Genomic DNA, 26,493 nt, shown 5'->3' on the forward strand with positions numbered 1-26,493 from the left:
GGTACGATGTCGTCATGGGCACCATCCTTCGGGCCATCGAGAACCTGTCCCACGCGGCGCTTCGAGGGCGGGGCTTCGTGAGCCGCACGATCTCGGCCGGGCTCGAGCCGGTCCATGCGTACGACGCCCAAGGGCGAGGGGCCCTCCCTCCCGTCGTGATCGTCCACGGGCTCGGCGCGAGCGCCGCTTCGTTCGCGAGGGTGGCGGTTCCCCTCCTTTCGGTCTCGAAGCGGGTCGTCTTGCTCGACATGCCCGGGCACGGTCGGTCGGTCGCGCCCCTCTTGCGGCCCCTCACCCCTCGCACCGTGTTTCGGGCGGTCGTGCACGCCCTCGATGGCCTCCTCGACGAGCCGTTCGTGCTCGTGGGAAACTCACTCGGTGGGGCCGCGGCGTTGGCCCACGCGCTCGAGCGCCCGGAGCGCACGCGAGGGCTCTTTCTGCTCTCGCCGGCGGGTGCGCACCTCCCGGGCGACCACGCCGCCGAGGTGCTCGCGACGTTTCGGATGCGGGGGCGCCCCGAGGGCCGCCGCTTCCTCGACAAGCTCTACCACCGCCCGCCGCTCTACACGGGCCTCGTGGCTCACGAGCTGCCGCGGTGGATGGGGCGGGAGCCCGTGCGCGACCTGCTCGAGCACGCCCACGAGATCGCGTTCTCGACCGACGAGCTCGCGAAGCTCACCGTGCCGACCGTGCTCTCGTGGGGGAAGTCCGAACGGCTCCTGCCGGCGTCGGGGCTCGCGTTTCTGAAGGAGCACCTCCCGGCCCACGTGCGCATCGAAGAGCCCGAGGGCGTAGGTCATTGCCCTCAGCTCGACGATCCTCGTGCGCTCGCGCGCCGCCTCGCCGCGTTCCTCTCCGAGGTCGGGAGCCCCTGACGAGGAAGGGCGCTGACGGCCCCGAATCGGCGGGGGCTGACGCGCTGCGAAAACGCCCAGTCCGAGCTCTTCCGACGCGAAAAATCGCTGGCATCTCCCGTGCCTTAGTTCAGAGTGACGGCCGTGCGAGCCCCGACCCTCTTGCTGTCCTCTGCCGTCGTCGTCCTCGGGCTCTTCGCGGGCTGCGCGAAAGACGCCGGAACCGACGAGCCCTTCACCCCGGACGGAGGCAGCGGTCCCGACGCCGTCGTCGCCCCACCCGGTGACGCCGAGGTCGACGCGCTGTCGCCAGGCGACGTGCCCTTCGACGGCAACACGACCCCCGAGTGCATCGAGGCCGCGGGCACGCAAGGCCCTTCGTCGTTCGCCGACGGCGCCGACAAGACCGACGTGACGGCGAGCGGCGCCCCCTGCATGCGGAGCTTCTCGCTGACGACCAACGTCGAGCAGCGTGACGCGGCGCCGAAGTCGCGCCAGGTCCGTGAGCCTGGCAACCTGCCGAGCCTTCAGACGAAGAGCCCGATGTTCGATGCGCTCTACGCCCTCGCGCTCACCGAGATGCGCGAGAACTCGGTCGCGTCGATCAAGGACTACGCCTTCCAGAACGGGGCCGCGCTCCCGTGCGCCGAGGGCGGGTGCTTCGAGACCGGCGAGAAGTGGACCTACGTCTGGACGCGCGACACGGCCTACGCGATGCACCTCGGCCTCGGCGCCATGGATCCTGCGCGCGCGCGGGCGTCGCTGCTCTTCAAGCTCTCCCCGCGCCGAAACGGCACCGGTGAAGAGATCGTGCAGGACACGGGTACGGGCGGCTCGTGGCCGGTGTCGACCGATCGCGTCATCTGGGCGCTCGGCGCGTGGGAGACGGCGAAGTACCTCACGGGCGACGATCGCCGTGCCTTCGTCACCCGGGCATACGAGGCCATCGCGAACACGATCGAGCGCGATCGCTCCGTGGTCTTCAACGGGGGCCAGGGCCTCTACCGCGGAGAGCAGTCGTTCCTCGACTGGCGCGAGCAGACGTACCCCTCGTGGACCAAAGACGACCTCGCCCACATCGCGCAGAGCCGCACGCTCTCGACCAACGTGGCTCACCTCGTCATCCTGGACGTCGGCGAGAAGCTCGCGACCGAGAAGGGCGACGCGGCCTCCGCTGGGAGGTTCAAGGGCTTCGCCGACGCGCTCCGCCAGAAGATCCGCGAGCGCTTCTATCTGTCCGAAAAGAAACAGTTTTCGACGATGATTACCACCGAGCTCGACCCCGCTCCGGTGGCCCGCTACGACCTCCTGGGGACCTCGCTCGCCGTCCTGAACGACGTGGGCACCCCCGCCGAGGGCAAGGCCGCCGTGGCGAGCTACCCGCACGTGCCGAAGGGCGCAGGCGTCGTGTGGCCCGAGGAGCAGGCGACGCCGATCTACCACAACCGCGCCATCTGGCCGTTCGTCACGGCGTACGCCCTCAAGGCCGCGCGGAAGGTCCGCAACGCCGACGTCGCGACTCGCGCGATCGACACCCTCGTCCGCGGGAGCGCGCTCTCGCTCTCCAACATGGAGAACTTCGAGCTCGTCACCGGGAAGACGTACGTCGACGAAGGCGCGACGAGCGGACCGGTCGTGAACTCTCGCCGCCAGCTCTGGAGCGTGGCCGGGTACCTCTCGATGGTGCACGACGGGCTCTTCGGTCTCGAGGCGACGGGCAGCACCATTCGCTTTTTGCCGTACGTGCCCAAGAAGCTCCGCGTGACGTACCTCGCGGGGACCGACATGCTCGTGCTGAACAACTTCCCGTACCACGGCAAGAAGATCAGCGTGAAGGTGAGGCTCCCGCCGAAGGGCGCGTCTGACGAGGGCGCCTACGCGATCGCTCGCATCCGTCTGAACGGCGTCACCGTGGGCGAGGGGCCCATCGCCGAGGCGAAGCTCGCGAACCGCAACACGCTCGAGATCGAGCTCGCCGACGGCGCGGATCCGGACGGCGCCGAGCGCGCCACGGTGGTGACGACGACGAGCGACTACAAGACCATCTTCGCGCCGAAGCCGCCTCGCGTCACCTCGGTCGCGCTCGACGCGGGGAAGATCCGCATCGGCCTCGACACGGGCGGAGAGAGCGCAGCCGACGTGACCTTCCGGGTCTTCCGAGACGGCCAGAAGGTCGCGGAGGCGCTCCCGGGGTCGACCACCTCGTGGGTCGATGCGTCTTCGAGCGCGGCGAGCCCGAGCCACTGCTACACCGTCGAGACGCAGTTCTCCTCCGGGACGACGTCGCACCGCGCGAACCCCCAGTGTTTCTGGGGCGCAGGCTACGCCCGCATCCAGACGAGGGCGAACACCGACATCACGAGCGTCGGGGGCACCTACGTGACCGACCACGGGCGCTCGTTCTTCGAGGCGTGGGGTGATCCCGGGCACAAGCTCACGACGACACCGTTCACCGCCCAGGCGACGGGCGACGTCCTCGTGCAGCTCACGTACGGGAACGGGGCAGGGGGCACCACCACGGGCATCACCTGCGCGACGAAGCTCGTTCGGGTCGAAGACACCCAGAGCGGCGCGGTCGCAGGCGAGGGGTACGCCGTGATGCCTCAGCGAGGCACGTGGGCGACCTGGGGCGACTCGACCTTCGTCCGCGCCAAGGTCACCCAAGGGAAGACCTACCGGGTCGTCGTCACGGACGACGCGAAGAGCGTCAACATGTCCGCCTTCTCGCACTTCGCGACGTACACGGCGGGCACCGGAGGCACGGGAGGCTCGTTTTTCCGGGTCAACGTCGCCGAGGTCAAGGTCCTCGGGCTCTCCGGACCCTGACGCGCAGCCTGCGCACGACGCACGTTCGCCGAGGCTCGAGCGGGCCGGTCGCGCCCGGATTTCGACCGCTCGGGCCGGGACGTTTTGCCTTCGACGGGCGACCCTGCGACGTTGATAGGGCATGAGCCCCAAGCCGTTCGCCGAATCCTCGCCGCTCGTCCGCGCGCTCACGTACCTCTTCGCGGGCTTCGTGGGGCTCGCCCCGCTGCCGGTCGCGTTCCTTGCGCTGTCGAACGTCCCGCTCCTCGGTGTCGGGGCGCTCGTCGCGACCGTGAGCCTTTGCGGAGGGCTGCTCACGCTCGTCCCTCGCCTCGGCGCGAGAGGCACGCGTCACGTGGTCTACGTCCTCTTCGGCGTGGCGCTCCTCGTCGTGCTCCCGCTCCTCGGGATCGCGGTCGACGCCGCTGCGGACCCGTGCGACGGCGGTCGCTGCGATCCGAACTTCCGGCCGCTCTCGTTCCCCGGGGTGCTCGGGCTCGTGCCGGTGCACGCCGCTTGTGCGCTCGCGTTCTTCGTTTCGGTGCGAAGGCCCGGCGCGACGCGGCCCGTCGTCGAAGCGGCGCTCGTCGGGGCGATGCTCGCGGGGGTCGTCCTCCACGTGCTCCTGGGCGTGCAGTTCGTCCCGGCCGTGCCGCTCGCGTTCTTCGTCATTCCGCTGCCGATCTTGACTCCGTACGTGACGGTGCCGCTCCTCCTCCGCGAGGTGGTCGTGCGTCTTCGCGCCCGAGGGCACGACGCGCTCGTCGCGAAGGCCGAGGCGACCGCGCGCGAGGCGTCGCTCAAGGAGCCGACGTACCGCGAGCCCGCGCCCCTCGAGGTCGTCCCCGAGACCGTCGTCGCGAGGCCCGTGCACGTCCCGCTCGCGCTCCGGGGCCTCGGGGTCGCGCAGCTCGTGGTCGGTGCCCACGCGATCGTGAGCGCGCTCGTGCTGTCCCGCGCCGACGCCGCCGTGGTCGCGTTCGTCGAGACGTGCGGCTACCCGCTCTCGCGCCTCCCCGTGCCGCCTCCGGCCGACTGCCACTACCTGTGCACGATCGCCGCCCAGGGGAGCCCCGGGCTCGTGCGACCGCTCCGCCTCGGCACACGCCGCGGCCGGACCATCGTCGTCAATCGCCAGCTCGCGGTCGCGAACGCCTTCGAGGACCTCCTCCACGAGCGCTGGCCACGCTTCGGGCGGTGGGCGCGCAAGACCTACGACGCCCTGGCCGTCCCGATCTGCGGGGCGCTCTCGCGGAGGCGCTGGCTCGAGAACGCGCTCTACCTCGCCATGAAGCCGGCCGAGGTCGCCTTCGAGCTCGTGCTCCTGCTCGGCGATCCGGGCGATCCCGAATCGCGCATTGAGCGTATGTATAAGTAACTGTTTACTTTTCGGGTGATACCGGGGTGCTGCGCGGTTTGGGCGGAGCGGGCGTCGGTCGTGCGCCGAGGCCGACGGAGTTGGGCGCCGGTGTCGCCGTGGTCCACAGGCGCAGCCGCTTCGCCGCCGAGGCCGCGCTCGGTGTGGGGAGGGCCTCGCCGTGCTCCTCGTCCTCGGGGTGGGGAGCGGGCTCGAGCAGGTACGCCCAGCGGCGGTACTTCGTTCGCTCGAGCGTGATCTTGAGCACCATCACGATCGGGACGGAGAGGATGGCGCCCGCCGGACCCCAGAGCCAGCCCCAGAAGAGCAGCGAGACCACCACGGCGAACGAGGAGAGCCCGAGCGTGCGGCCGAGCAGACGCGGCTCGATCACGTTTCCGACCACGAAGTTCGTGATGGACATGCTCACGAGGACGCCGAGGGCGGCCCCGGGGCCGCTGTCCAGGAACGCCGCGATCACGGCGGGGATGGTGGCGAGCACGGCGCCCACGTTCGGCACGAAATGGAGCAGGAAGAGCAGCACCGACAGGAGCAGCGCGAGCTTCACGTCGGCGACCTTGAGCACGACGTACGTGAGCGCGGCGACGAGCAGGCTCGTGAAGGTCTTCACGAGCAGGTAGGTCTGCACCTTGCGGACGACCTCGTCGACCTTCGAGAAGCCGAGCTCGGGATCGTCGGTCACCTTGCGGAGCTTGCCGCCCAGATCGAGCACCTCGGCGAGGCCGAAGAAGACGACCAGCATGACCACGAAGAAGTCCGAGAGGAGGCTCGCGGCGCGCTGGAGGAGGTTCGTCGCCATGCCCACCCAGTCGGGCCCCTTCGGGCCCGTCGCCGAGAGCTGGACGCCGTGCGTGCCGAGCCAATGGCGTGCGCTCGACCAGAACGCCGCGCCTTGCGCCGAGTAGTGCGGCCACTCGTCGTTGAGCTGCGTGCTCGCGAGGCCGAGCGCGGCCGTGGCTGCGAAGATGGCGAGCAACGTCGCGAGGCCACCGACGACGACGGCGATCGCGGGGGGGACGCGCTTCTGCACGAGCCAGGTAGAAAGCGGAGAGGTGACCGTCACGAGGACCGCCGCCAACGTCACGGGGACGAGGAACGGCGCCGAGAGCTTGATCGCCGCGACCACCAGACAAAACGCGGCGATGTCTTGGATGGACACGCCGGAGCGGTCTTCGATCTTCACGGCCACCTCGCAAGGCTAGCAAAATGCTCGCGCAGAGAGGCCGACGACGGATCGCCGTACGCCTCTTTCCTTCGCAGCGCGCTCGCGGCGGCCACTCGTGCTCCCCCGGCGAGTGGTCTACGGGCCGAATCGGCACGCGCTTTTGCCCGGACGTTGCTCGTGGGAGTTCCTCGGCGAGGCTGCTAGGCTTCCGCAGCCGTGACCACGCCCTCCAAAGATGCCCCGCCCCCCCTGGCTCGACTCCCCGAGGAGTGGGCGAAGGAGGTCGTCCGCCTCGGCGGCCGCACGTTCCACGGAAAACAGGTCTTCCGCTGGCTCATGGCGCGCGGCGTGTTCGAGCCCGCCCAGATGACCGACCTTCCGAAGGACCTCCGCCGCGCCCTCGCCGAAGGAGGGGTCGAGCCCGTCCTCACGGTGCTCCCCGGCACGCGCGCCGCCGACCGGACCCGCAAGCTGCTCGTCCGGCTCCGTGACGGGGCGACCGTCGAGACCGTGCTCATCCCTGGTGTGAGCGGCGAGCGCCGGCTCGGCCGAGGTGTACAGGACGAGACCGAGAGCGACGACGCCGACGCCGCGGCCGCGGTCGACGACGAGGACGACGACGAGGACCTGGGAGACGAAAATCCTCAGGGAAAATCGTACCTTAGGGTCACTCAGTGCATCAGCACCCAAGTCGGCTGCGCGATGGGCTGCGTGTTCTGTGCAAGCGGCGTCGCGGGGCTCAAGCGCAACCTCGGCCCCGACGAGATCGTGGCCCAGGTGCTCGCGGGCAAGGCCGAGCTCGACGACGACGAACGCCTCCGGAACATCGTCTACATGGGCATGGGAGAGCCCCTCCACAACTACGCGTCGACGGTGCGCTCGCTCCGCCTCTTGACCCACGCGGACGGGCTCGCCATCTCGCCGCGCCGCATCACCGTGTCGACGAGCGGGCTCGTGCCCGAAATCGCGAAGCTCGGGGCCGATTTCGCGGGGCAAATCGGCCTCGCGATCTCGCTGCACGCGGCCGACGACGAGACCCGCTCGCGGCTCATGCCCATCAACAAAAAGTACCCGCTCGCGGCCCTCATCGAGGGGCTCCGCGCGTACCCACTCCCGCGAAGGCGTCGCATCACGATCGAGTACACGCTCGTGTCCGGAAAGAACGACGCGCCGCTCGAGGCGACCAAGCTCGCGAGGCTCCTCCGCGGCCTGCCGGTCAAGGTGAACCTCATCCCCATGAACCCCATCGAGGCCTCGACCCTCGGGCCGCCGGCCGGGGCGCGGACGCTGGAGTTCCAGCGTGTGCTGCTCGACGCGGGGTACTCGGTGTTCATTCGGCGGCGCCGGGGAGACGACGTGGCCGCGGCGTGTGGTCAGCTCGCGCTCCTCGGAGCGAAGCCCAAGGTGCGTGTGGATCGAGGATGAGCCGCGCACGTCGCGCCGCCACCGTCGCATCCGTCGTCGTCGCGATCGCTCTCGCCGCGCCGTCGATCGCCCCCGCCGCGGAGCCGTCTCGTCCGCCTTCGCCCGAGCAGGGGGCGTTCGCCGAGAAGCCGGGCTATCTGCAGCTCCAAGCCAAGGCGATGTTCGGCACGGGCCTCCGCTTCAATAACCCCTACAGGCTGCCCACCGTGCTCGGCGACACGGCCGAGTCGGTGTCGCGCACCCCGGTCTACACGGACCTCGGCCTTGCCGTGCTCTTCGGGAGCCCGACGCATGTCCAGCACGGGGCCGACCTCTCCGTGTCGATGCCGCTCGAGGGCATTCGCCAGACCGTGCTCGTCCCTTCCTACGTGCTCTCCCGTCGTCGCGGCGCGCTCGCCGCGGCCCTCCGCGTGGCGACGCCCATCGTGCTCACGCCGAACACCACCGTGGGCGGTGAGCTCGCCGTGTCGGGCACGTACTACTTTCGAGCGGCCGTAGGCGCGCGGGTCGAGATCGTCGGTGACGTCTTCTACGGCGCGGGGACGGTCGAGCGCGCAACGCCGGCCTACCCGATGCTGTCGCTCGCCCTGGGGATCGTCGTCGCCTACGAGGTGCTCCCATGATCGAACGTCACCGGGCGAACGGCGCCAAGGTGGCCGTCGTCGTCGTGCTCGCGTGGCTCTGCATGGCACCGACCCCCGGAGACGTCGGGGGTTGCGGGCGTGCCCCCGAGCCCCTCGACGAGCGCGCCTACGCGGACACGAGGCGCGAGACCGACTGCGCGCGTTGTGTCGAGTGTGGCATCTCGACGGCTCGCTGCACACGCGCGTGCCGGACCGACGTGGCCCCCGAGCTCGGCTTCCCCCCCGGGTGCGCCCCGCTCCTACGGGACGGCGAGGTGTGCATCCGCGCGCTCCGGATCGCCTCGTGCGAGACGTATGCATCCTACATGTCGGACACGTCGCCATCGGCGCCGACCGAGTGCCAGTTCTGTCTCCCGCGCGAGGGCGCTCAAGGCCCGTCGGGCCCGCTCCTCGGGAACGAGGCCGGCCCATGAGCCGCCGCCTCCTCTTCGTCGTGGCCGCCTCGATCGTCTCGGCGTCCACCGTGGGGTGTGGGCTCGGAAAGGCCCTCGTCGCGAGCCCCGCGGACCACGACGACTACGTCGCGATCCGTATGGCCGCCCACGAGGGCACGCGTGTGGCACGCCAGAAGGCCTACCTCGAGCGCCACCCGAAGGGGGTCTACGCGGCCGAGGTGCGCGCGGCGTACGAAGCCGACGAGCCCGCCTATTTCGAGCGCGCCAAGGCCACCCCCGAGGGGGCGCGCGACTACCTCGCGAGCCTCCCGGACGGTCCCCACGCCGGGCCAGCGAGCGCCGCGCTCCGTGGTGTGTACGAGCGCGCCGACGACATCGCCCTCGACCGCGAGCTCCGCGAAGGGCGGCTCGCCGAGGTGCGCTTCCAACGCGCGAGGAAGGCTCGCGCCGCGGCCGCTCAGGCCTTCCTCGACGCCCTCGCGGCGATCTCGTCGCCCGGGGTGCTCGGCGCGTCGTTCGACGCCCCGCCGTTGCCGCTCTTGCGGGCGGCTCACGGGGAGCTTGGCTCGCTGTCGGGTCTCCCGGCGAGGTCGGAGCGTGACGCGTTCTTCGCGCTCCCGGCGCCCAAAGGGAGCCACGACGCCGATCGGGTCTTGAGCTACCGGGTCGAGCTCCGCGAGCTCCACCACCGCGTCGTCCGGGTCGAGATCGCGGGACCCGATCTCTTCGTGCGGTTCCGCGAAGCCGAGAGCAGCGCGGCCCTCGACGCCTCGTCCCCCGCCGATCGCAAGGTCGCGACCGCCCACGCCCTCGAGGTCGTCGCCGGCGCCCTCGAGGCCCGGTTCCCGAAGGCCACGTGCGAGGTACCCCCTGGGCGCGGAGAGGTCCTCGCGCGGGCCTGCCACGGAGAGCGGGTCTCGGTGGTCTCTCCCGAAGCCTTCGGCGCCGACGACCGCCTGGTCCTCGAGCCGGACGGTGATGCCCATGTGGCCTCGCCGAAGGGAAACGAGTAGTGTCTCGCGCGAGCGTATGGCGATTCCCTACATCCACGTCCCCGACTTCGAGCTCGGCCCGATCCCGATCCTCGATCGCAAGATCCCCCTCCACCCGTTCGGGCTGCTCGTCGCGACGGGCGTCATCGTGGGAACGTGGCTCGCCACGTGGCGCGCGCGCCGCCGAGGCCTCGACGAAGGCCACCTGAACTCGTTCATCACGTGGATGCTCGTGGCCGGGTTCATGGGCGGCCACATGCTCGACGAGATTTTCTATCACCCGCAAGAGCTCCTCCGGCGCCCCGAGTCCCTCTTCTTTCTGTGGGAGGGCCTGTCGTCGTTCGGCGGCTTCACGGGCGCGCTCATCGGCGTCGTCCTGTGGAAGTACTTCTACGCGATCCCCGTCCTCGAGACGCCGCTCTTCACGCTCCACAAGTTCAAGCGTCGCAAGAAGCCCGCGTCGATCTTGGCGTTCTGCGACCTCATTTTGTCGGTGTTCCCGGTCGCCTGGATCTTCGGGCGCGGCGGTTGCAGCGTCGTTCATGATCACAAGGGCGCCCTCGTCGACTCGATCCTCTCGGTCGAGTTCCCGAGGTTCGGCCCCGGTCGTCACGCTCCGATGCAGCTCATCCACGGCCCCGAGCTGCGCTTCGACCTCGGTCTACTCGAGTGGATGTTCACCGTCGTGCTCGCGCTCGCCTTCGCGCTCACGTGGAAAAAGCGCCTCCCCGTCGGGAGCTACGTGGTCGCCACGGCCCTCTCGTACGCGCCCGTGCGGTTCGTGCTCGACTATTTCCGCCTCCACGAAGGCGCCGAGTCCGATCCTCGCTACGGCGGGCTCACCCCCGGGCAGTGGGCGTGCGTCGCCCTCTTCGTGTTCGGCCTCGTGATGTGGAAGAAGATGCGCGACATCCAGGCGAGCGGCGAGGACGTCTACGCGCCGTTCATGGCACGAGGCGCGACCGCCGAGGCCGATGCGCCCGCCGCCGCGGAGAACGCTGCCCACTGAGGGCGCCCTGGCTCAGCCGCCGACGAGGTGCGCCTCGAGCCTCGCGCGAACGTCGGGCGGGAAGGGGATCTTCTTCGGCTCTCCCGCGAGCTCGCAGCAGACGCACGTATGCAGAAGGGTGGCGGCCCGCACCCCGTCTTGTCGGACGAAGACGTAGCGAAACGTGCACGAGGTCGTGCCGAGCTTGGTCACGTCGACGCGAATCGTGACGGTGTCGCCGAAGCGGAGCGGCGCCTCGTAGGTCGCGTCCACGTGCACGGCGGGAAAGCCGATGCCACGCCCGTCGACGAGGCCGTGATAGCCGCCCTCGAGCGCGCCGAAGAAGGCCTCCATGGCCTCGTGCCCGTACCCGAGGTACCGCGCGAAGAAGACGATCCTCGCGGCGTCGACCTCTTCGAACCGCACCGCCCTCTGGATCTCGAACGCCGCCATGGGCCGGGCCAGTAACGCGCGCATGGTCCGTGCGACAAGCGCTTTCGTCTCCCCCATGCACCGACGCGACGCCGTTCCCCACGCTCCCGAATCTCTGCTAAAGGGCTCGAGGCCCGGATGACGATCGCCCGCCGAACGACCTCGATCCTCGCAGCCCTCGCGGCCATCACGGCGGTGTGGAGCGGCCCCGCGTGCACGTCGAGCCCTTGCGGCGCGGCGTGCCCCGCCGACCCCGAGCCATCGGCCAAAGCGCGCCAGGAGTGCGAGGACCGCGTCACCGACTTCCCCACCTGCCAGGCCTCGTACGACGCGCTCCGCGACTGCTCCGACGGGCTCACCGTGTGAGGCCGCGACGATCGGACCGACGTGGCCGCGACCACACAGGTGGTGCTGAAGGAGTGCGGACCGCTCCTCGCCGCGTACACCGACTGCACGTCGCGCGCGCGCTGACGCGCTCGTTTCGTCGAAGCACTCCGAGCTTGCGGCTTCTTGCGCCGATCCGGCGGGGCCACGCGCAAAAAAAACTCTGCAGCTCCGATCCTGCCGAAAAAGCGAGAGATTTCATGCGTTTTGACGCGCTTCTCTCCTCGAGCGTCACGGAGCGACTGAACGTTCTTTGCCGTTCTGGTGAATCCCCAGGTAAAACCATCGTCCTATCGCCCGCGCGGTCTCGGGCTCTTTCGTCCACCCGCGCTGCTTTGGAGGAGAACCAATGAAGAAGATCGTCATGGGAATGTTGGCGTCGGCCGTGGCCACGCTGTTCTTCGTGAGCGCCACCCCGGCCTGTTCGAGCAGCGTCGACTGCACGAAGGCCGCCTGCTCGGGCGACCCCGCTCCGTCCGCCGAGGCCCAGAAGGCCTGCGAGGCCGAGAAGTCCGGCGCGTGCAGCTCCGAGTACAACGACGCCTTCAGCTGCGTGAACGGCGAGGACCTCTGCACGAACGACAAGTCCGACGGCGCGAAGGGCCTCGCGGCGATCGCCAAGTGCGCCGAGAAGATCACGGCGTACAACACCTGCAAGAGCAAGAACGCGGGCGGCGACGGCGGCTGAAAAGCACCGCGCCTTTTCGTATGCAAAAAGGGTCTCGCTTCGGCGCGGCCCTTTTTTCGTTTCTTCGCCCCTAGGCGACGCGACCTTTTGACACCCGCACCGAAAACCCGCGATACTTTCGGAAGCATGCCCCTCATCGAGACCGAAGAAGCCGCTCGCCGTCTTGCCCGCGCCATCGCCAGCGACCTCAGCCTCTACAACGAGGAGAAGATCGTGAACGGCATCACGAACGACAACCTCTTCGAGTCGCTCGCCGAGGAGATCGAAGAAGGTCGGGCCCTCTACAAGCGCCGCGTGGCCCCCGAGCTCTACCCGAAGAACTATTACGATCGCGCCCTGGTCGACATCCTCATCAAGGCGAAGGGTCACATCAAGTCGAAGATCTGGTGAGCGAGCCCGACGAGCCCGCCATCACGGTCGTGGTGGCGCCGGGCGCCGTCGGGCAGCGCGTGGACCGGGTCCTCGCCGAAGCGCTCGCGTCGCACGCGCTCGCTCCTTCGCGCGCCGAGCTTCAACGTTGGATCGAGGCGGGCCGTGTCACGTCGGGTCGCGCTCCCGTGCGAGCCGCCGACAAGGCGCGTGCAGGTCAGGTCTTCGAAGTGGCGCCGGCCTCTCCTCGGCCCAGCGTCGCCACTCCCGACCCGTCCGTCGTCTTCGCCGTGCTCTACGCCGACGACGACGTGGTCGTGGTCGACAAGCCTGCGGGGCTCGTCGTGCATCCCGCCCATGGGCACCCGACGGGCACGCTCGTGAACGGTCTCTTGGCGCGCGGCTACTTCGATCGCGACGACCTCCTCACGGCGGCCGAGCCGGCGCGCGAGGAAGACGAGGACGAGCCCTCCCCGCAGTTCTCCCGGCCCGGGATCGTGCATCGCATCGACAAGGACACGAGCGGGGTGCTCGTCGTGGCGCGCACGACCAAGGCTCGAGAGCACTTGAAGGCGCAGTTCGCGGCGCACGCGTGTGACAGGGCCTACGACGCGCTCGCCGTGGGAGTCGTTGCAGAATGCACCTACTCGACCCTCTACGGGAGAAACCCGAAGGAGCGCATGCTCTTCTCTTCGCGGGTACGGGAGGGCAAACACGCGATCACCCACGTGACGCCCAAGGAGCGCTTCGGGGCGATGGCGACGCTCGTCGAGTGCAGGCTCGAGACGGGGCGGACCCACCAGATCCGCGTGCACTTGTCGGACGCCGGGCACCCGCTCCTCGGCGACACGATGTACGGCAAGGCGCCGCGCGACCCGGCCCTCGCGCGGATCGCGGGCGCGCTCGGCAGGCAAGCGCTCCACGCGCGTCGTCTCGGGTTCCGGCACCCGCGCACGAACGAGCCGCTCGTGTTCGAGAGCCCGTGGCCCGACGATTTCGTCGCCGCCGTGTCGGCCCTACGGGGCGGCTGACTTCGGCGCGTCGTCGCTCGGGCCGGCCTCGGCCCGGACACTCTTCGGGGGAGGACCGATCGCCTCCGCGGGGCGCTCGGCGAGGAGCTCCGGGTAGCGGCGCTTCAAGAGCGAGAGGGCCACGAAGCCGACGAGCACCGCGAACCAGAGCGTCGCGAAGCGCACGAGCATCATGGCGCCGGTCGCCGAGGCGACGCCGACGTGCCCGAGCTCGTGCATCTGGCGGTTCAGGAGCGTCTCGGTGACGCCGAGCCCTCCGGGGACCGGGATGATGGCGCCGGCGAGGGTGCTCGTCGCGTAGAAGAACGTGGCGAGCGGCACGCTCACGCTCTCTCCGAAGCCCCGTAGGATGATCCAAAGGGCGAGGCACTCGAGCGTCCACGAGGCGATCGACAGCAGCGTCGGGACGACGAGATTCGCGGGGGAAATCAATGTCTTGAGGCTCTCGTAGGCGGCCTTCGCCTTCTCTCCGATCTTCTTGCCTGGGCCCGGGAGCCGGGAGACGACGCCGATGATGCCGAGGCTCAGGCGCTCGCTCATGACGACGATCACGAGGGTCGCGACGAGCGCGGTCCCGACCCCCGCCCACACGAGCCCCCCCGAGAACCCGAGCGAGCCCACGACGATGAGCACGACGACTCCGATGACGTCGGTCACGCGCTCCGCCACGACGATGGGCGCCGTCCGGGTCATCGGCACCCCGTGGGTCTCGAAGAGCACGAGCGACTTGAACACCTCGCCGACCTTGCCCGGGCTGATGGTCAGCACGAACCCCGAGAGGTAGACGAGGAAGCTCTCGCCCTTCGGCACGCCCTTGATGCCCAGCCGCGAGAGGTAAAATTCCCACTTGATGAAGCGGAGGACGTAGTTGCCGAACGCGAGCGCGCAGGCCGCGGCGAACGTCCACCCTGCGTAGCCCGAGAGCGCCTCGCGCATCTTTCCGAGCCCGCTGTAGACGGCGTACCCGCCGTACACGAGCACGCCGAGGAGCATCACGACCAGAATGCGGCGGAGCGACAGCTTCACGGGCTCTTCTTTCGGAGGCGGTCGACGAGGCCGGCCTTCTTGGCCAAGACGCCCAAGGCGAGGAGCACGACGAGCGCGACCACGACGAAGAAGGCGCCCTTCGGTGCCTCCCATTTGCCACGGGCGAGGCCTGGCTCGGGCCGGGTCACGATCTCGGCCGGTGCCGTGGTCGATGGGGGAAGCGGGGCGGAGGCGCTCGGGGGTGAGACAGGCTCGGACACCCTCGCTCGATACCACGCGAACGCAGGCTTTCACACCCGTAGGTGCGGGGGCGCTCGTCGCCTCGGCTCGCTTCGTGGTATGCCGGAGCCGTGACCGAACACCGCGAAAACGGCGAGGCCGAAGCCCGCGAGCCCGACGACGACGTGGCCCTCCTCGCCAAAGCGAAGGCCGCCAAGGACAAGCTCCACGAGGCGCTCGGGGCGCGGGTCGTCGGTCAGTCCGGCGTCATCGACCTCATGTTGATCGCCCTGCTCGCGCGTGGCCACGCGCTGCTCGTCGGGGTGCCCGGGCTCGCGAAGACGCTCCTCGTCGCCTCCCTGGCCGAGGCGCTCGATCTCGGCTTCGGTCGTGTGCAGTTTACACCCGACTTGCTCCCGGCCGACATCACCGGGACCGACGTGCTCCAGGAAGACGAGGGCGCGAACGGAGCCACGTCGCGTCGTGTTCGGTTTCTGCCGGGGCCGATCTTCCACAACCTCGTCCTGGCGGACGAGATCAACCGCACCCCACCGAAGACGCAGGCCGCGCTCCTCCAGGCCATGCAAGAGCGGCGCGTGACCGTCGGCACGGTGACCCACGCCTTGCCCGATCCGTTCCAGGTGTTCGCGACGCGCAACCCCATCGAGCAAGAGGGCACCTACCCGCTGCCCGAAGCGCAGCTCGACAGGTTCCTCCTCGAGGTCCACGTCGACTACCCGACCGAGGCCGAAGAGCGCGAGATCGCGCGGCGCACGACGAGCGGCGAAGCGCGCAAAATCCCCAAGGTCCTCACGGCCGCCGAGGTCCGAGCCCTCCAGGGCCTCGTGCCGCGGATCCCCGTCACCGATGCCGCCGTCGATCTCGCCGTGGCGGTGGGGCGGGCCACACGTCCCCGCGACAAAAAGGCCCCGGAGGCCGTGTCGCAGTATGTGCGCTTCGGGGCGGGGCCGCGTGGATCCCAGGCGCTCGTGCTGGCGGCCAAGGCTCGGGCGGCGCTCGCGGGGGAGGCCGCGGCCGACGTCGACGACGTGCGGGCCATGGTCGTCCCGGTGATGCGCCACAGGCTCGTGCTCTCGTACCGCGCCGAGGCCGAGAACGTCCGTGACGTGGACGTCCTCCGCAAGGTGCTCGCCAACCTCGAGGGCTGACAGCGCCCCTTATCGAAGCCGTTCGTGAAGCGGCCCTCGAGGCTCGTCGCGTAGGCTCGAAAGCGCGTACCCTCGCCTCATGGCGCGAGTCCTCGAAGCGTTCGTCGAGCCCGAGCGGGCGTGTGTCTACCTCTCCGAGGCGCGCGCGAAGCAGGACGTCCGCGTGATGATCGACGTGACGCCCGAGGAGTACGAGGAGATGCTCGTCCGTGGGTACCGGCGCTTCGGGCCGGTCTACTTTCGTCCGGCGTGCGAGGGCTGCTCGGAGTGTGTGTCGATTCGCATCCCCACGCTCGCGTTCGAGCCGTCGAAGGCCCAGCGCCGCGCCGCGAAGGCGTGCCGGGGCCTCAGGATCGAGGTCGCCCGACCCACGGTCGACGACACGCGACTCGCCCTCTTCGCGAAGTGGCACGCGGCCCGCGAAGAGACACGCGGGTGGGATCCGTCACCGACCGATCGCCAGAGCTACTTCCAGAGCTTTGCGTACCCGCACCCGTCGGCGCGAGAGGTCGGCTTCTACGACGACGAGGCCGATGGAAAGCTCGTGGGGGTGGGCCTCGCCGACGAGACTCCCACGGCGTGGAGCGCGGTCTACTTCTTCTACGACCCGGACTACGCGAAGCGATCGCTCGGGGTCGCCAACGTGTTCGTGCAGGTCGAGATCGCGCGCTCCCGCGGCATCCCGTACGTGTACCTCGGGTACCGCGTCGAGGGCTGTCCCTCGCTCCGCTACAAGTCGTCCTATCGCCCCCACGAGCTCCTCGTCGGTCGCCCCGACCCCACCGAAGAGCCCGTGTGGCTTCCCCAGAGGTTCGGTCAGTAGGCGAAGAAGACCCACAGCGTGGGCGCGTGCTGGTGGAGGAGCGAGTCGTCGGCGCGCCGAACGGAGATGCCCGTGTACCCCGCCTCGACGCGCACCTGGCCGGCGGCGAGGGCGAGGCCGAGAAAGAGCCGGTTCTGGTCGAAGCCCGCTGGCGACCCCCACGACGTTCGCCCGACGGCGACGAACGTCTCGTTCCACGACGCGATCGCGAGCGGCCCGCCCTGCCACAGCGACACGTTGGCACGCGCGAGCGCGCGCAGCCGGAGCGCCGGAGACTCGTCCGAGCGGAACCTCTGTTCGACGCGACCACGAAACTGGAAGAGCAGCGGGCCGAGGGTGTCTTGGTGGAGGATCTGCTGCCACGCTCGGTGCTCGGTGACGTCGTCGGCGTCGCCGTCGGCGAAGGCCCCGACGTACGCGTAGCCGCCCCAGAGGCTCGTCGTCGGAGACAGGCGGTAGCCGAGCCCCGGTCGAACGATCGCCGTCGTCGAGGTAGGGCCACGGCGCGCGTGCGCGTCGAGCCACACCGACGGACCCGTGCGCTCCGTGGAGGCCTTGGCCGTGAGGAGCAGCGCCGACCAAACGGCCGTCTCGCGGGGATCGGCGCTCGCGGTCCGCTCCGCCCGAACGATGCACAGCATGGCGAGCGCCAACGTCCCGAGGCCACGAAGCATGACGACGAGATTACGACATCGTTAAGTTTGCCGGCCAGCCCGAAATGAACCGGTCTATTTCCCCTCCGGGCGCCGGCGGAGTAGCACCGAGTCATGCGTGGTCGATCGTGGGCGTGGGCAGGGCTTGTCGTAGGCGCATGTGGTGGTGTGTCGGAGGGACTCGGTCCGGTCGACGCTCCTCACGTGCTCGCCGATGCGGGGCACGGCCAGGTCTCGCCGTCGGCGAGCTCCGACGCGGACGCCGACGGCGGCACGTCGTTCGACGCATCCACCGTCGAGGCGTCGAGCGAGGCCGGGGCACGTGACACCGACGCGGAGAGCGATGGCGGCGTGGCGTGTCCGCAGGGCTCCATCGCGATCCCAGCGACGGGGCCGGAGGGGTTCCGCATGATGAAGGGACGCGAGGGCGAGCACGTGGTGGTGCTCTCCGAGCCGTTCTGCCTCGACGTCGACGAGGTGACCGTGCGCGCGTACCGGGCGTGTGTCGAAGCGGGCCGATGCGAAGAGCCTTGGACGAAGGATCCGTTCTCCATGTACCCGAGCTTCCCCGACCATCCGGTGAACCTCGTCAGCTGGGACAAGGCCCGCGCCTACTGCGCCTACGTCGGCAAGCGGCTCCCCACCGAGGCCGAGTGGGAGTGGGCGGCGACGGGCCCCGAGCAGTACAAATACCCTTGGGGCAACACACCCGAGCCCTCCTGCGACACGGTCGACTTCACGAAATACGGTGCGCCGAAGACGCGCGCCGGAGGCGACGTGGGATGCCACGGGGGCGGTCCGTCCAAGGTCGGGACGCACCTCCCGGGGGACCGCGTGTGGCCGTCGGGCCACCTCCACGACATGGCGGGCAACGTGTGGGAGTGGGTCGAGGACTCGTACGCGCCGTTCACGAAGGACAAGAGGACCGACCCGCTCGTGCGCAACGAGACCCCGATGCACCCCTTGCGAGGTGGCGCATGGAACCGCTCGTTCGGCGGGATGGCCATCACCTTCCGCGCGGCGGCGCAGTTCACCTACCAGGTGCCCGGGGTCGGGTTTCGCTGCGCGCAAGGCCGCCCGCACCCGACGCCCCCGCCGAAGCACGAGATCCGCGTTCCTGGTTGGAAGCCGCCGAAGAAGACCTGACCGCTCGCGGCGAGCCGTTTCGCGTGTACCTTGCGGTCTCGCATGAGCCACGCACCCCCGTCGGAGAAGGCCGGCCCCAAGAAGCACCCACTCGCGGGCACGATCGTCATCGTGGTCGCGCTGGTGCTCGGCATCGTGCTCGGAGGCTTCTTCCCGCAGTCGAAGTTCCCGAACGTTTTCGCGCTCTTCCAGTTCATGTCGAAGGCGTTCATCGCCCTCATCAAGGGGCTCATCGTCCCCTTGCTCGTGTCGACGATCGTCGTGGGCGTCGCGCAGACGGGAGACATCAAGGCCGTCGGGCGCATGGGGGTGAAGTCGCTCCTCTACTTCGAGATCGTGACGACCATCGCCCTCGCGCTCGGGCTCGTGGTGGGCAACGTCGTGAAGCCCGGGCAGGGGCTCCCCATCGATCTCTCCGCGCACGGCGCGGTCGACAAGTCGAAGGCGCAGTCGGGCTGGGACACGGCCATGCACCTCTTCCCTTCGAACCTCGCGAAACACGCGGTCGAGGGCGACATCCTGCCCATCGTGGTGTTCTCGGTGCTCTTCGGCATCGCCCTGACGCAGCTCGGTGAGCGGCGAAAACCCTTGCTCGCCCTCGCCGAGACGGTCGCGCAGGCGATGTTCAAGTACACGGGCATGATCATGAAGCTCACCCCCATCGGGGTGTTCGGAGCCATGGCCTACAACGTCTCGCACATGGCCTCGGGGCACAAAATGCCCGACGGAACCCTCATCGAGGGCTGGCCCGCGGTGCTCTATCTGGTCGGGAAGTACGCGCGTCGTGGGGAGCCTCTACGGTTCGCTCTTCGCGCTCGTGCTGCTCGTGTTCGTGCCGGTGCTGCTCCTCGTCCGCGTGAGCCCGCGGAGGTTCTTCGGCGCCATCCGTGAGCCGGTGCTCACGGCATACACGACGGCATCGAGTGAAGCTGCGCTCCCGAAGCTCCTCGAGACGCTCGTGAAGCTCGGCGTGCCGCGCCGGGTTGCGAGCTTCGTCTTGCCCGCGGGGTACTCGTTCAACCTCGACGGCTCGACGCTCTACCTCGTGCTCGCGAGCCTCACGATCGCGCAGGCCGCGAACATCGATCTCCCGATCGGGCGGCAGATCTTCATGGTGCTCGCGTTCATGCTCACGTCGAAGGGCGTTGCCGGCGTCCCGCGCGCGACGCTCGTCATCATCGCCGCCACCTGCGCGAGCTTCGACCTCCCCGGTGAGGCCGGCGTCGCGATGCTCCTCGCGGTCGACGAGATCATGGATATGGCGCGCTCGGCGACGAACGTCATCGGGAACGCCGTGGCGAGCGTGGTCATCGCCCGCTGGGAAGGGGTCCTGCGCGACGAGGCCGACCCAGCCGATCTCGACCCCGAGCACGACGGCGCGAAGTAGCCTCCGCCGGACCTACCTCGCGACGAAGGTGGGCGCGAAGTAGGGGGTGGTGCGCTCCCCGCAGCACGCCTTGTATTTCTTCGGCTCCCCGCACACGCAGGGGTCGTTGCGCCCGATCTTGGCGGGCACGAGATCGGCCACATCGCTCGCGCGGGCGAAGGCCTTCGGTCGGCGCTTCTCGCCGATGGCCGCGTAGCCCCGGATGCGCGTCGTGAGCTCGTCGAGCTTCTCGGGCGTGAAGAGCGCTCGGGCCGTGTCCTCGAGGGCGCGCGCGCGTGCGTAGTAGCGCTCCTCGTGGGCGGAGCGGTCGAGGTGGGCGACGGCGCGGAAACCCCTCGGGACCTTGACGAGGGCGTTGCCTCCCTTGAAGCAGTACGTGCCCACGTCCCTCGCGGTACGAACGTCCCACGCGATCCGGAACATGTGCCGCGCGAGGATCCACACTCCGACGAACGCGCAGGCTTCGCCGAGGTTGAACGGGGCGATGTACGCCTCTTCGTCGGCCTCGGGCAGGCTCTCGGGGACGCCGTAGGGCATCCCGAACGGGATCCCGTAGTTGGCCGGGCCCACCTCCCCGAAAAGCGCGTGGAGCACCTCGTGGAGCAGGCTGCCGACGAGCCGCCTGTAGACGCACTCGCCGAACCTCACCGGGACGACCCGCGTCGTCGGATCGTTCTTCATCTGCGAAGCGCGAAAGAGCGAGTCTCCGGTGAGCTCGTAGGTCGGCACGTAGCCCATCCCGCGCATCGTGTCGTCGAGCACGTAGACGGCCTCGATGCCACGGGCCCGATCGGCTCGCGACAAGGTCGTGTGGCACGCGCAGGGGCAGGGGCGGGGAGACGCGAGGGCATCGCGGAGGACCAGCATCGCGCTCTCGAGGATAACGCTTTCGTCATCCTGGGTACGAAAAGGGCCCACGCGCACCCTTTTTCGAAACCATCCCCCGGGCAGCGCGTAGTGTCTCGCGGAGAACGATGGTGATGGACCCAACTGCCCGAAAATGCTCTGGAATGCTCGCCGTGCTGGTGGCCTCTTCGGTGGTCGCTTGTTCGAAGAGCGAGGCGAAACCCGAGCCCGCCCCGGCCGCGTCGTCGCTCGCGCCGTCCGTGGCGCCGAAGGCCGCGGGCTCGTACTCGCTCGCCCTCGACGCGAAGGGCAAGGCCGCGATCGACATGGAGGCTCCGAAGGAGCACATCAAAGGGCAGACCTCGACGGTCGAGGGGCGCATCGACGTCGCCCCGTCGAACCTGTCGGCCACACGAGGCGAGGTCAAGGTCGATCTCACGTCGCTCGTGCTCTCGACCTTCGGAGACGCCTCGAAAGACGGCACACAGACGGCGCACGCCAAGACGTGGCTCGAGGTGGCCGACGCGGAGAACGCGAAGCTCGCGGAGGACGTGAAGGCGAAGAACCGGATGGCCGTCTTCGCGATCCGGAGCATCGACGGGCTCGCCGAGAACGACCTCGCGAAGGTGACCCCGGTGAGCGCCGCTGGGGAAGATACGCGCACGATCGATTTGATCGCTCATGGCGAGCTCCTCGTGCACGGCCGAAGGGTGCCGAAGGACGTCTCGCTCCGGGTGCGCTTCGTTCACCCCACGGGAGTGCCGGCGACCGAACGCCCCACGGTCGTGACGGTAGCGACACGCGAGCCGTTCAAGGTTACGCTCGCCGAGCACGAGGTCGCCCCGCGGGACGACGTCGGTCAGATCGCGAAGAAGGCCTTCTCGATCCTCGGCACCAAGGTGGCCGAGACCGCAAAGGTCACTCTCGACTTTTCGGCCCGGCCCAACCCCTGAGCTTCGTCTATTCGTTTCGTTTCGGCCCCACCGGGGCGCACATTGCCCCACCGTGGGCCCACACAGGAGATCGCATCGATATGGCCAATCTTTCGTTCGAAAAAATCGCGGGCGCGCTCGCTGTCCTCGGGACCTCCGTCATCGTCGCGGCATGCGGCGACGCCAAGCCGCCGGAGGTTCCCGCCGTCAACGCGACCGACGCGGTGCCGAGCGCAGCCCCGGCCATGGCCGACGGCGGCTCGTGCGGCGCGAACAAGGGCGGTTCGGCGTCGTGCGGCGCGAACAAGGGCGGCTCGGCGTCGTGCGGCGCGAACAAGGGCGGCTCGGCGTCGTGCGGCGCCAAGAAGGAGGAGGCGAAGGCCCCCGAGACCACCGCGGCCACCACCCCCGCGGCGGCCCCCGACACGAAGGCCGCGGCCGCTTCGGCGCCTGCGGCGGATCCCAAGGCGGCCCCCGCCAAGAAGCCCGACGCGAAGAAGGGCGGCGCGGCCTCCTGCGGCGCCGGGACGTGCGCGGCCAAGAAGAAGTGACACGGACGACGAGCGCCCGTCGCGTGGACCTCTCCACGCCGGGCGCTCGTCGCATTTCGTCGTGGGCTCCACCGCAATTCGGCGAGGTATCCGGTGAGTGAGACGGCCGTGAAAACCGGGCGAGGATCGGCCCTCTGTGGGGTCGGGCTCGGCTTCCGGTGGGAGATCGCGGACGCCCTCTGCGAGGCGCTCCCGGACCTGCCCTTCATCGAGGTCTCTCCCGAGAACTACATCGGGCGCGGCGGGCGGTTTCCCGCGCTGCTCGAGGCGGCGCGGGCGCGCTATCCGGTCCTGAGCCACGGGCTCTCGCTCTCGCTCGGCGGTGACGACCCGCTGGATCCAGCGTTTTTGAGGTCGCTGCGCGGGTTCCTCGACGAGGTCGCGGCCCCGTTCCACTCCGACCACCTCTGCTTTTCGGCGGTCGGGTCGAGCGCCCTCCACGATCTCCTTCCGATCCCGTTTCATCGATCCGAGGTCCGGCGCATCGCCGATCGGATCCGCCGCGTCTCGGACGCGATCGGGCGCCCCATGGCGATCGAGAACGTGAGCTACTACCTGCACCCCGGCGAGCCGGAGATGGACGAGGCGGAGTTCCTTGCCGAGGTGCTCGAGGCCGCCGACTGCAAGCTGATGTTCGACGTGAACAACGCGTACGTGAACGCGACGAACTTCGGCCACGACGTGCGCAAAGCCATCGCCAAGCTCCCGCTCAAGCGTGTGGTGCAGATGCACGTCGCCGGGCACGACTACTTCGACGAGAGCACGTTCGAGCTCTCGGCCGACCAGCGGCCCGCGCGCGGCCGCCTCATCGTGGATACGCACGGCGCCCCGGTGTGCCCCGACGTGCACGTGCTGCTCGAAGAGGTCGTCGCCCGCACGGGGCCGGTGCCGGTGGTGCTCGAGCGCGACCAGAGCCTCCCCGAGCTATCCGTTCTCCTCGCCGAGGTCGCGGCCCTCACTCGGGCCTACGAGCGAGGGCTTCGGCGTCGAGCGCGTCCCGCTCCCGAGGCGAGGCCATGAGCACCGATCCGGGCGAACGCGCGCGTGCGCTCCGCGCAGCCTTCCACGACGCCTGCTTCTCTGCCGACGAGGCCGCCCCTCGCGATCTCGAGGGCTTGGCGCGGAGGCACGGGATCGCGCCCGGCGACCTCGAAGCGCTCGCGCGTGCGCCCGCGAGGTTGCCGCTCTACCGAAAGCTCGTCCGCGGGAACGTGACAGGGGTCGCGTCGGCCATCCTCGAGCGTGGGGTCGCGCATCTGGAGCGCGCCAAAAAAGGCGCCTTCGATGCGGCCGTCGATGCCTACCTCGCGCGCGGCGGTCCTCGGACCCGGCACCTCCGCGACGTCCCCGTCGAGCTCCTCGTGGATCTGATCGCCGAGGTCGAGCGTAGCGAAGCGGTGCCCTCGTACGTCGCCGATTTGCTCCGCCTCGACGCGCTCGAGTTCGTCGTCGGTGCCCTCCCGGACGAGCCGGCGCCCGCCGCGATCGACGTCGACGCCGCGAGACCTTTGGTATTTCGAGGGCCCTTCCGCAGGCTCGTCGTCGACCACGCCGTGCATACGCTCACGGTCGAGCCCGGGCTCCCCGCCACCGAGACCACACGGCTCTTCGTCCACCGCGACGTGCACCATCGCGTCGGTGTGCTCGTCCTCACGCCCTTCGCCGACGCGCTCGTCGCGCGGCTCGTCGAGGGGGTGGCCCTCGGTCTCGCCATTCAAGAAGCCAGCGCGGCGCTCGGCGTGCCCGTCTCCGAGGGCTTGCTCGGCGAGGTCGCGCGCTGGCTCTCCGACTTCGGGGAGCGCGGGATTCTGCTCGGGTCGGCGCCGTAGCACCCATCGTCCATTTCGTGTTACGAGGGCCACGTGCGCTCGGTCCTCGTGATGGCAGGGGTCTCGGTCGCGCTCGCCGTACCTTCGGCGTCGCGCGCGGCCGAGGTCACGCCTCCCGTGGTCGTCGAGCACCGCGCAGTCGTCTGGAGCGTATCGCATGCGCAAGCCGAGCCCCCGGCCGACGTTCCGGTGGTGCTCACGATCGACGCGGAAGGGACCGTCACGGACGTCACGGTGGTCGGTGATTTCGCGCCCGACGTGGTCCGAGCGGCCCGCGAAGGTGCTCGAGCCTTCCGCTTCCGGCCCGCGACCCGGGACGGAAAAGCCCTCGCCTCGAAGGTCCGGGAGCGTGTCGTCTTCCAGATCGACGCCCCCCCTTCGCCCGCGGTCCCCGAAGGGCCCCCAGGGCCCGCGGCTGGTCCGCCCGAAGAGGCGCGAGTGCTCGGGCGCACGGCTCCGCGCTCGGCGTCGGAGCTCACCCGTGGCCGAGAGGTCCTCGAAGCCGCGCCGCGTAGAACGTCCGCCGATCTCTTGAACATCGTTCCAGGCGTATTCGTGACCCAGCATGGTGGTGAAGGGAAAGCTCACCAAATTTTCATGCGCGGCTTCGACGCCGTGCACGGCCAGGACGTCGAGCTGTGGGTCGGCGGCGTGCCCGTGAACGACGTCTCGAACGTGCACGGTCAGGGGTACGCCGATCTGCACTTCGTTTCGCCCGAGGTCGTCCACGAGGTCTCGGCGCAGGGGGGGCCGTTCGACCCGCGTCAGGGGGACTTCGCCGTCGCCGGGACGGTTCGCATGAGGCTCGGGCTCGCGGAGGAGGGCGCAGTCGTCAAGGGGACGCTCGGGTCCTTCGGGACGCGCCGCCTCTTCGTGGGGTACCGTCCGCGCGGCGAAGACCCGAAGACGTTCGCGTCGTTCGAGGAGTACGCGACCGACGGGTTCGGTCCGAACCGCGCGGCGCGGCGGGGCTCGTTCCTCGCGCAGGTCGCCCATGACTTCGCCGGTGGGATCTCCGCGCGGGTCCTCTTCGGGACGTACTCGGGTCGCTACGACTCGGCGGGCGTACTCCCTCGGAGGGACATCGAACAGGGCCGCCTCGACCGCTACGCGACCCTCGATCCACGCCAAGGTGGGCGAGGCTCGCGCACCCAGGTGCTCGCCGAGCTCAAGAAAGAGGGCGACCGCGCCACGTTCGCGCTGGCGCCCTTCGTCGTCGCTCGGGGGATGTCGCTTCGGCAGAACTTCACCGGGTACCTCACGGGGGCGCTCCGGGGGGAGCCGAACGTCTCGGACAACGGCGAGCAGAAGAACGACGCGCTCACTCTGGGGGCGACGGGCTCCATGCGCTACGCGCTCCCCTTGCTCTCGAAGCGCGATACGACGGAGGTCGGGCTCTACGGCCGTCACGACCGTGTCTCGCAGTCCCAGACGCGCCTGAGAGACGTGGACGATCGGGTGGTGGCGACGCTCGTCGATGCCGACCTTCAGGCGACCCACGTCGCCGCGTACGTGGACGAGGAGCTGAGGCTCGGCTCGCGCGTGACGGTGCGAGGTGGCGCGAGGGTCGACTCTCTCTCGTACGCGGTCGACGATCGGAGCCGGGCTCCCGGGCCCTCACGGAGCGCGCAGGGCACGCATGTCGGTGAGAAGGTGTCCGTGGACGTCTTCCTCGGGCGTGGCGTCCGGCTGGTCGGCAGCTATGGGCGAGGCTTCCGCTCCCCTCAAGCTCGCAGTCTCGCGAACGGGGAGACGGCGCCGTTCACCGACGTCACCTCGTTCGAGGTCGGGCTCCGAGGGACGCTCGGGCGCGCGCTCTCGGGCTCGGTGGCCGCGTACACCTCGGGGCTCGACGGCGATCTCGTGTTCGATCCCGAGACCGCCCGCAACGAGCCCGTCCCTGGCACGAGGCGCACCGGGGTCACGGCGGAGCTGCTCGCACACGCGGGGGAGGGGCTCGTGCTCTCCGGGAGCGCCACCTACACGCGCGCCGCGTTCGTCGCGACCGGCGCCGGCTTCGTCGCGGGCGACCTCTTGCCGTACGTTCCCCAGATCGTCGTCCGCACCGACGCGCGGTACACGCACGCCCTCGCGAAGGTCTTCGCCCGTGAGCTCGAGGGGCGCGTCGGCCTCGGGCTGGATGGTGTCCTGAGGAGGCCGCTTCCCTACGGGGAAATCGGCCAAAACGTCGTGCTCTTCGACGCCTCGCTCGGCCTCCGGCTGCGAGAGGTCGAGCTCTCCCTCGACGCGACGAACCTCCTCGGCCAGCCCTACTACGACGGTCAGTTCGTGTTCGCCTCGTCCTTCTCCGGCGGGGCGACGCCCTCGCGCATTCCGGTGCAGCACGTGACCCAAGGGCCACCGCGGGCGTTCTACGCGAGCGTCACGCTCCACTTCTGAT

The 26,493-nt window shown here is 69.6% G+C and carries 28 protein-coding genes; 22 read left to right on the top strand and 6 right to left on the bottom strand.

Annotation, left to right across the window (positions count from 1 at the left end):
• The first annotated feature begins 14 nt into the window (after positions 1-14).
• From IPK71_19160 to IPK71_19170, 3 genes are all read left to right on the top strand, one after another.
• Positions 15-875: an alpha/beta fold hydrolase gene (locus IPK71_19160; protein MBK8215853.1), complete on the top strand. Its 861-nt coding sequence runs from the start codon at positions 15-17 to the stop codon at positions 873-875.
• Between the two features lie 123 nt (positions 876-998).
• Positions 999-3,680 (top strand): hypothetical protein, encoded by a 2,682-nt coding sequence (locus IPK71_19165; protein MBK8215854.1) that lies wholly within the window; start codon positions 999-1,001, stop codon positions 3,678-3,680.
• A gap of 121 nt (positions 3,681-3,801) precedes the next feature.
• Positions 3,802-5,037 (top strand): hypothetical protein, encoded by a 1,236-nt coding sequence (locus IPK71_19170; protein ID MBK8215855.1) that lies wholly within the window; start codon positions 3,802-3,804, stop codon positions 5,035-5,037.
• 4 nt (positions 5,038-5,041) lie between these two features.
• Here the strand turns inward: IPK71_19170 and IPK71_19175 are convergent, their stop codons facing one another.
• Positions 5,042-6,220: an AI-2E family transporter gene (locus IPK71_19175; protein MBK8215856.1), complete on the bottom strand. Its 1,179-nt coding sequence runs from the start codon at positions 6,218-6,220 to the stop codon at positions 5,042-5,044.
• Between the two features lie 198 nt (positions 6,221-6,418).
• Between IPK71_19175 and rlmN the strand changes: the two genes are divergently transcribed.
• From rlmN to IPK71_19200, 5 genes are read left to right on the top strand one after another with little or no spacing between them, the layout of a single operon-like run.
• On the top strand, positions 6,419-7,627 hold the full coding sequence (gene rlmN, locus IPK71_19180) for a 23S rRNA (adenine(2503)-C(2))-methyltransferase RlmN (protein MBK8215857.1): 1,209 nt from the start codon (positions 6,419-6,421) through the stop codon (positions 7,625-7,627).
• Complete coding sequence (locus IPK71_19185; protein ID MBK8215858.1) at positions 7,624-8,250, top strand: hypothetical protein; 627 nt, start codon at positions 7,624-7,626, stop codon at positions 8,248-8,250. Before rlmN ends, IPK71_19185 begins: the two co-directional genes overlap by 4 nt.
• On the top strand, positions 8,247-8,684 hold the full coding sequence (locus IPK71_19190) for a hypothetical protein (protein ID MBK8215859.1): 438 nt from the start codon (positions 8,247-8,249) through the stop codon (positions 8,682-8,684). Before IPK71_19185 ends, IPK71_19190 begins: the two co-directional genes overlap by 4 nt.
• On the top strand, positions 8,681-9,679 hold the full coding sequence (locus IPK71_19195; GenBank protein ID MBK8215860.1) for a hypothetical protein: 999 nt from the start codon (positions 8,681-8,683) through the stop codon (positions 9,677-9,679). Before IPK71_19190 ends, IPK71_19195 begins: the two co-directional genes overlap by 4 nt.
• A gap of 16 nt (positions 9,680-9,695) precedes the next feature.
• A complete protein-coding gene (locus IPK71_19200; GenBank protein MBK8215861.1) occupies positions 9,696-10,667 on the top strand; it encodes a prolipoprotein diacylglyceryl transferase in 972 nt (323 codons plus the stop codon).
• 12 nt (positions 10,668-10,679) lie between these two features.
• Here the strand turns inward: IPK71_19200 and IPK71_19205 are convergent, their stop codons facing one another.
• On the bottom strand, positions 10,680-11,099 hold the full coding sequence (locus IPK71_19205; protein MBK8215862.1) for an acyl-CoA thioesterase: 420 nt from the start codon (positions 11,097-11,099) through the stop codon (positions 10,680-10,682).
• Positions 11,100-11,216: 117 nt separating this feature from the next.
• Between IPK71_19205 and IPK71_19210 the strand changes: the two genes are divergently transcribed.
• From IPK71_19210 to IPK71_19225, 4 genes are all read left to right on the top strand, one after another.
• Complete coding sequence (locus tag IPK71_19210; GenBank protein MBK8215863.1) at positions 11,217-11,444, top strand: hypothetical protein; 228 nt, start codon at positions 11,217-11,219, stop codon at positions 11,442-11,444.
• A 367-nt stretch (positions 11,445-11,811) separates the two neighbouring features.
• Entirely contained in the window at positions 11,812-12,150 is a 339-nt protein-coding gene (locus IPK71_19215) for a hypothetical protein (GenBank protein MBK8215864.1), read from the top strand.
• A 126-nt stretch (positions 12,151-12,276) separates the two neighbouring features.
• On the top strand, positions 12,277-12,540 hold the full coding sequence (locus IPK71_19220) for a hypothetical protein (GenBank protein ID MBK8215865.1): 264 nt from the start codon (positions 12,277-12,279) through the stop codon (positions 12,538-12,540).
• A complete protein-coding gene (locus tag IPK71_19225; GenBank protein MBK8215866.1) occupies positions 12,534-13,550 on the top strand; it encodes an RluA family pseudouridine synthase in 1,017 nt (338 codons plus the stop codon). The genes IPK71_19220 and IPK71_19225 overlap by 7 nt, the downstream gene beginning before the upstream one ends.
• Here IPK71_19225 and IPK71_19230 read toward each other — a convergent pair.
• Both IPK71_19230 and IPK71_19235 read right to left on the bottom strand, forming a co-directional pair.
• Positions 13,536-14,576 carry a flippase-like domain-containing protein gene (locus IPK71_19230; protein ID MBK8215867.1) on the bottom strand — a complete coding sequence of 347 codons (1,041 nt, stop codon included), beginning with the start codon at positions 14,574-14,576 and terminating at the stop codon, positions 13,536-13,538. The genes IPK71_19225 and IPK71_19230 overlap by 15 nt on opposite strands.
• The gene (locus IPK71_19235) at positions 14,573-14,797 is read right to left on the bottom strand and encodes a hypothetical protein (protein ID MBK8215868.1); all 225 of its coding nucleotides are present in this window, start codon (positions 14,795-14,797) and stop codon (positions 14,573-14,575) included. The genes IPK71_19230 and IPK71_19235 overlap by 4 nt, the downstream gene beginning before the upstream one ends.
• Positions 14,798-15,034: 237 nt before the next feature.
• Here IPK71_19235 and IPK71_19240 point away from each other — a divergent pair, with 237 nt between their 5' ends.
• Positions 15,035-15,925, top strand: a complete 891-nt coding sequence (locus IPK71_19240; GenBank protein ID MBK8215869.1) for an AAA family ATPase — start codon at positions 15,035-15,037, stop codon at positions 15,923-15,925.
• A gap of 79 nt (positions 15,926-16,004) precedes the next feature.
• Complete coding sequence (locus IPK71_19245; GenBank protein ID MBK8215870.1) at positions 16,005-16,748, top strand: arginyltransferase; 744 nt, start codon at positions 16,005-16,007, stop codon at positions 16,746-16,748.
• Here IPK71_19245 and IPK71_19250 read toward each other — a convergent pair.
• On the bottom strand, positions 16,742-17,422 hold the full coding sequence (locus IPK71_19250) for a DUF2490 domain-containing protein (GenBank protein MBK8215871.1): 681 nt from the start codon (positions 17,420-17,422) through the stop codon (positions 16,742-16,744). The genes IPK71_19245 and IPK71_19250 overlap by 7 nt on opposite strands.
• 147 nt (positions 17,423-17,569) lie before the next feature.
• Between IPK71_19250 and IPK71_19255 the strand changes: the two genes are divergently transcribed.
• Genes IPK71_19255 through IPK71_19265 form a run of 3 tightly spaced genes read left to right on the top strand, consistent with a single transcriptional unit; the run spans position 17,570 to position 19,934 of the window.
• The gene (locus tag IPK71_19255) at positions 17,570-18,547 is read left to right on the top strand and encodes a formylglycine-generating enzyme family protein (protein ID MBK8215872.1); all 978 of its coding nucleotides are present in this window, start codon (positions 17,570-17,572) and stop codon (positions 18,545-18,547) included.
• A 42-nt stretch (positions 18,548-18,589) separates the two neighbouring features.
• Positions 18,590-19,438, top strand: coding sequence for a cation:dicarboxylase symporter family transporter (locus IPK71_19260; GenBank protein ID MBK8215873.1), 849 nt, complete (start codon positions 18,590-18,592; stop codon positions 19,436-19,438).
• A complete protein-coding gene (locus tag IPK71_19265; GenBank protein MBK8215874.1) occupies positions 19,365-19,934 on the top strand; it encodes a dicarboxylate/amino acid:cation symporter in 570 nt (189 codons plus the stop codon). The genes IPK71_19260 and IPK71_19265 overlap by 74 nt, the downstream gene beginning before the upstream one ends.
• A gap of 12 nt (positions 19,935-19,946) precedes the next feature.
• On the opposite strand, the gene IPK71_19270 is transcribed toward IPK71_19265, so the two are convergent.
• The gene (locus tag IPK71_19270) at positions 19,947-20,801 is read right to left on the bottom strand and encodes an SEC-C domain-containing protein (GenBank protein ID MBK8215875.1); all 855 of its coding nucleotides are present in this window, start codon (positions 20,799-20,801) and stop codon (positions 19,947-19,949) included.
• Positions 20,802-20,944: 143 nt separating this feature from the next.
• Here IPK71_19270 and IPK71_19275 point away from each other — a divergent pair, with 143 nt between their 5' ends.
• From IPK71_19275 to IPK71_19295, 5 genes are all read left to right on the top strand, one after another.
• Positions 20,945-21,733: a hypothetical protein gene (locus IPK71_19275; GenBank protein ID MBK8215876.1), complete on the top strand. Its 789-nt coding sequence runs from the start codon at positions 20,945-20,947 to the stop codon at positions 21,731-21,733.
• 80 nt (positions 21,734-21,813) lie between these two features.
• Positions 21,814-22,263 carry a hypothetical protein gene (locus IPK71_19280; protein ID MBK8215877.1) on the top strand — a complete coding sequence of 150 codons (450 nt, stop codon included), beginning with the start codon at positions 21,814-21,816 and terminating at the stop codon, positions 22,261-22,263.
• 108 nt (positions 22,264-22,371) lie between these two features.
• Positions 22,372-23,283 (top strand): DUF692 domain-containing protein, encoded by a 912-nt coding sequence (locus IPK71_19285; GenBank protein MBK8215878.1) that lies wholly within the window; start codon positions 22,372-22,374, stop codon positions 23,281-23,283.
• The gene (locus tag IPK71_19290) at positions 23,280-24,092 is read left to right on the top strand and encodes a hypothetical protein (GenBank protein ID MBK8215879.1); all 813 of its coding nucleotides are present in this window, start codon (positions 23,280-23,282) and stop codon (positions 24,090-24,092) included. Before IPK71_19285 ends, IPK71_19290 begins: the two co-directional genes overlap by 4 nt.
• Positions 24,093-24,143: 51 nt before the next feature.
• On the top strand, positions 24,144-26,492 hold the full coding sequence (locus tag IPK71_19295; protein ID MBK8215880.1) for a TonB-dependent receptor: 2,349 nt from the start codon (positions 24,144-24,146) through the stop codon (positions 26,490-26,492).
• Position 26,493 lies beyond the last annotated feature (1 nt).

This window comes from Myxococcales bacterium (assembly GCA_016712525.1).
GTDB lineage: Bacteria > Myxococcota_A > Polyangia > Polyangiales > Polyangiaceae > JAAFHV01.

What these genes read in the sequence shown, in the direction of transcription:
- IPK71_19240 (MBK8215869.1), top strand. Translation starts at nt 15,035, where the DNA reads ATGTTGATCGCCCTGCTCGCGCGTGGCCACGCGCTGCTCGTCGGGGTG.
- IPK71_19270 (MBK8215875.1), bottom strand. Translation starts at nt 20,801, where the DNA reads ATGCTGGTCCTCCGCGATGCCCTCGCGTCTCCCCGCCCCTGCCCCTGC.
- IPK71_19215 (MBK8215864.1), top strand. Translation starts at nt 11,812, where the DNA reads ATGAAGAAGATCGTCATGGGAATGTTGGCGTCGGCCGTGGCCACGCTG.
- IPK71_19275 (MBK8215876.1), top strand. Translation starts at nt 20,945, where the DNA reads ATGCTCGCCGTGCTGGTGGCCTCTTCGGTGGTCGCTTGTTCGAAGAGC.
- IPK71_19160 (MBK8215853.1), top strand. Translation starts at nt 15, where the DNA reads ATGGGCACCATCCTTCGGGCCATCGAGAACCTGTCCCACGCGGCGCTT.
- IPK71_19170 (MBK8215855.1), top strand. Translation starts at nt 3,802, where the DNA reads ATGAGCCCCAAGCCGTTCGCCGAATCCTCGCCGCTCGTCCGCGCGCTC.
- IPK71_19205 (MBK8215862.1), bottom strand. Translation starts at nt 11,099, where the DNA reads ATGGCGGCGTTCGAGATCCAGAGGGCGGTGCGGTTCGAAGAGGTCGAC.
- IPK71_19250 (MBK8215871.1), bottom strand. Translation starts at nt 17,422, where the DNA reads ATGCTTCGTGGCCTCGGGACGTTGGCGCTCGCCATGCTGTGCATCGTT.
- IPK71_19210 (MBK8215863.1), top strand. Translation starts at nt 11,217, where the DNA reads ATGACGATCGCCCGCCGAACGACCTCGATCCTCGCAGCCCTCGCGGCC.
- IPK71_19185 (MBK8215858.1), top strand. Translation starts at nt 7,624, where the DNA reads ATGAGCCGCGCACGTCGCGCCGCCACCGTCGCATCCGTCGTCGTCGCG.
- IPK71_19295 (MBK8215880.1), top strand. Translation starts at nt 24,144, where the DNA reads ATGGCAGGGGTCTCGGTCGCGCTCGCCGTACCTTCGGCGTCGCGCGCG.
- IPK71_19245 (MBK8215870.1), top strand. Translation starts at nt 16,005, where the DNA reads ATGGCGCGAGTCCTCGAAGCGTTCGTCGAGCCCGAGCGGGCGTGTGTC.
- IPK71_19190 (MBK8215859.1), top strand. Translation starts at nt 8,247, where the DNA reads ATGATCGAACGTCACCGGGCGAACGGCGCCAAGGTGGCCGTCGTCGTC.
- IPK71_19260 (MBK8215873.1), top strand. Translation starts at nt 18,590, where the DNA reads ATGAGCCACGCACCCCCGTCGGAGAAGGCCGGCCCCAAGAAGCACCCA.
- IPK71_19290 (MBK8215879.1), top strand. Translation starts at nt 23,280, where the DNA reads ATGAGCACCGATCCGGGCGAACGCGCGCGTGCGCTCCGCGCAGCCTTC.
- IPK71_19200 (MBK8215861.1), top strand. Translation starts at nt 9,696, where the DNA reads ATGGCGATTCCCTACATCCACGTCCCCGACTTCGAGCTCGGCCCGATC.
- IPK71_19195 (MBK8215860.1), top strand. Translation starts at nt 8,681, where the DNA reads ATGAGCCGCCGCCTCCTCTTCGTCGTGGCCGCCTCGATCGTCTCGGCG.
- IPK71_19280 (MBK8215877.1), top strand. Translation starts at nt 21,814, where the DNA reads ATGGCCAATCTTTCGTTCGAAAAAATCGCGGGCGCGCTCGCTGTCCTC.
- IPK71_19220 (MBK8215865.1), top strand. Translation starts at nt 12,277, where the DNA reads ATGCCCCTCATCGAGACCGAAGAAGCCGCTCGCCGTCTTGCCCGCGCC.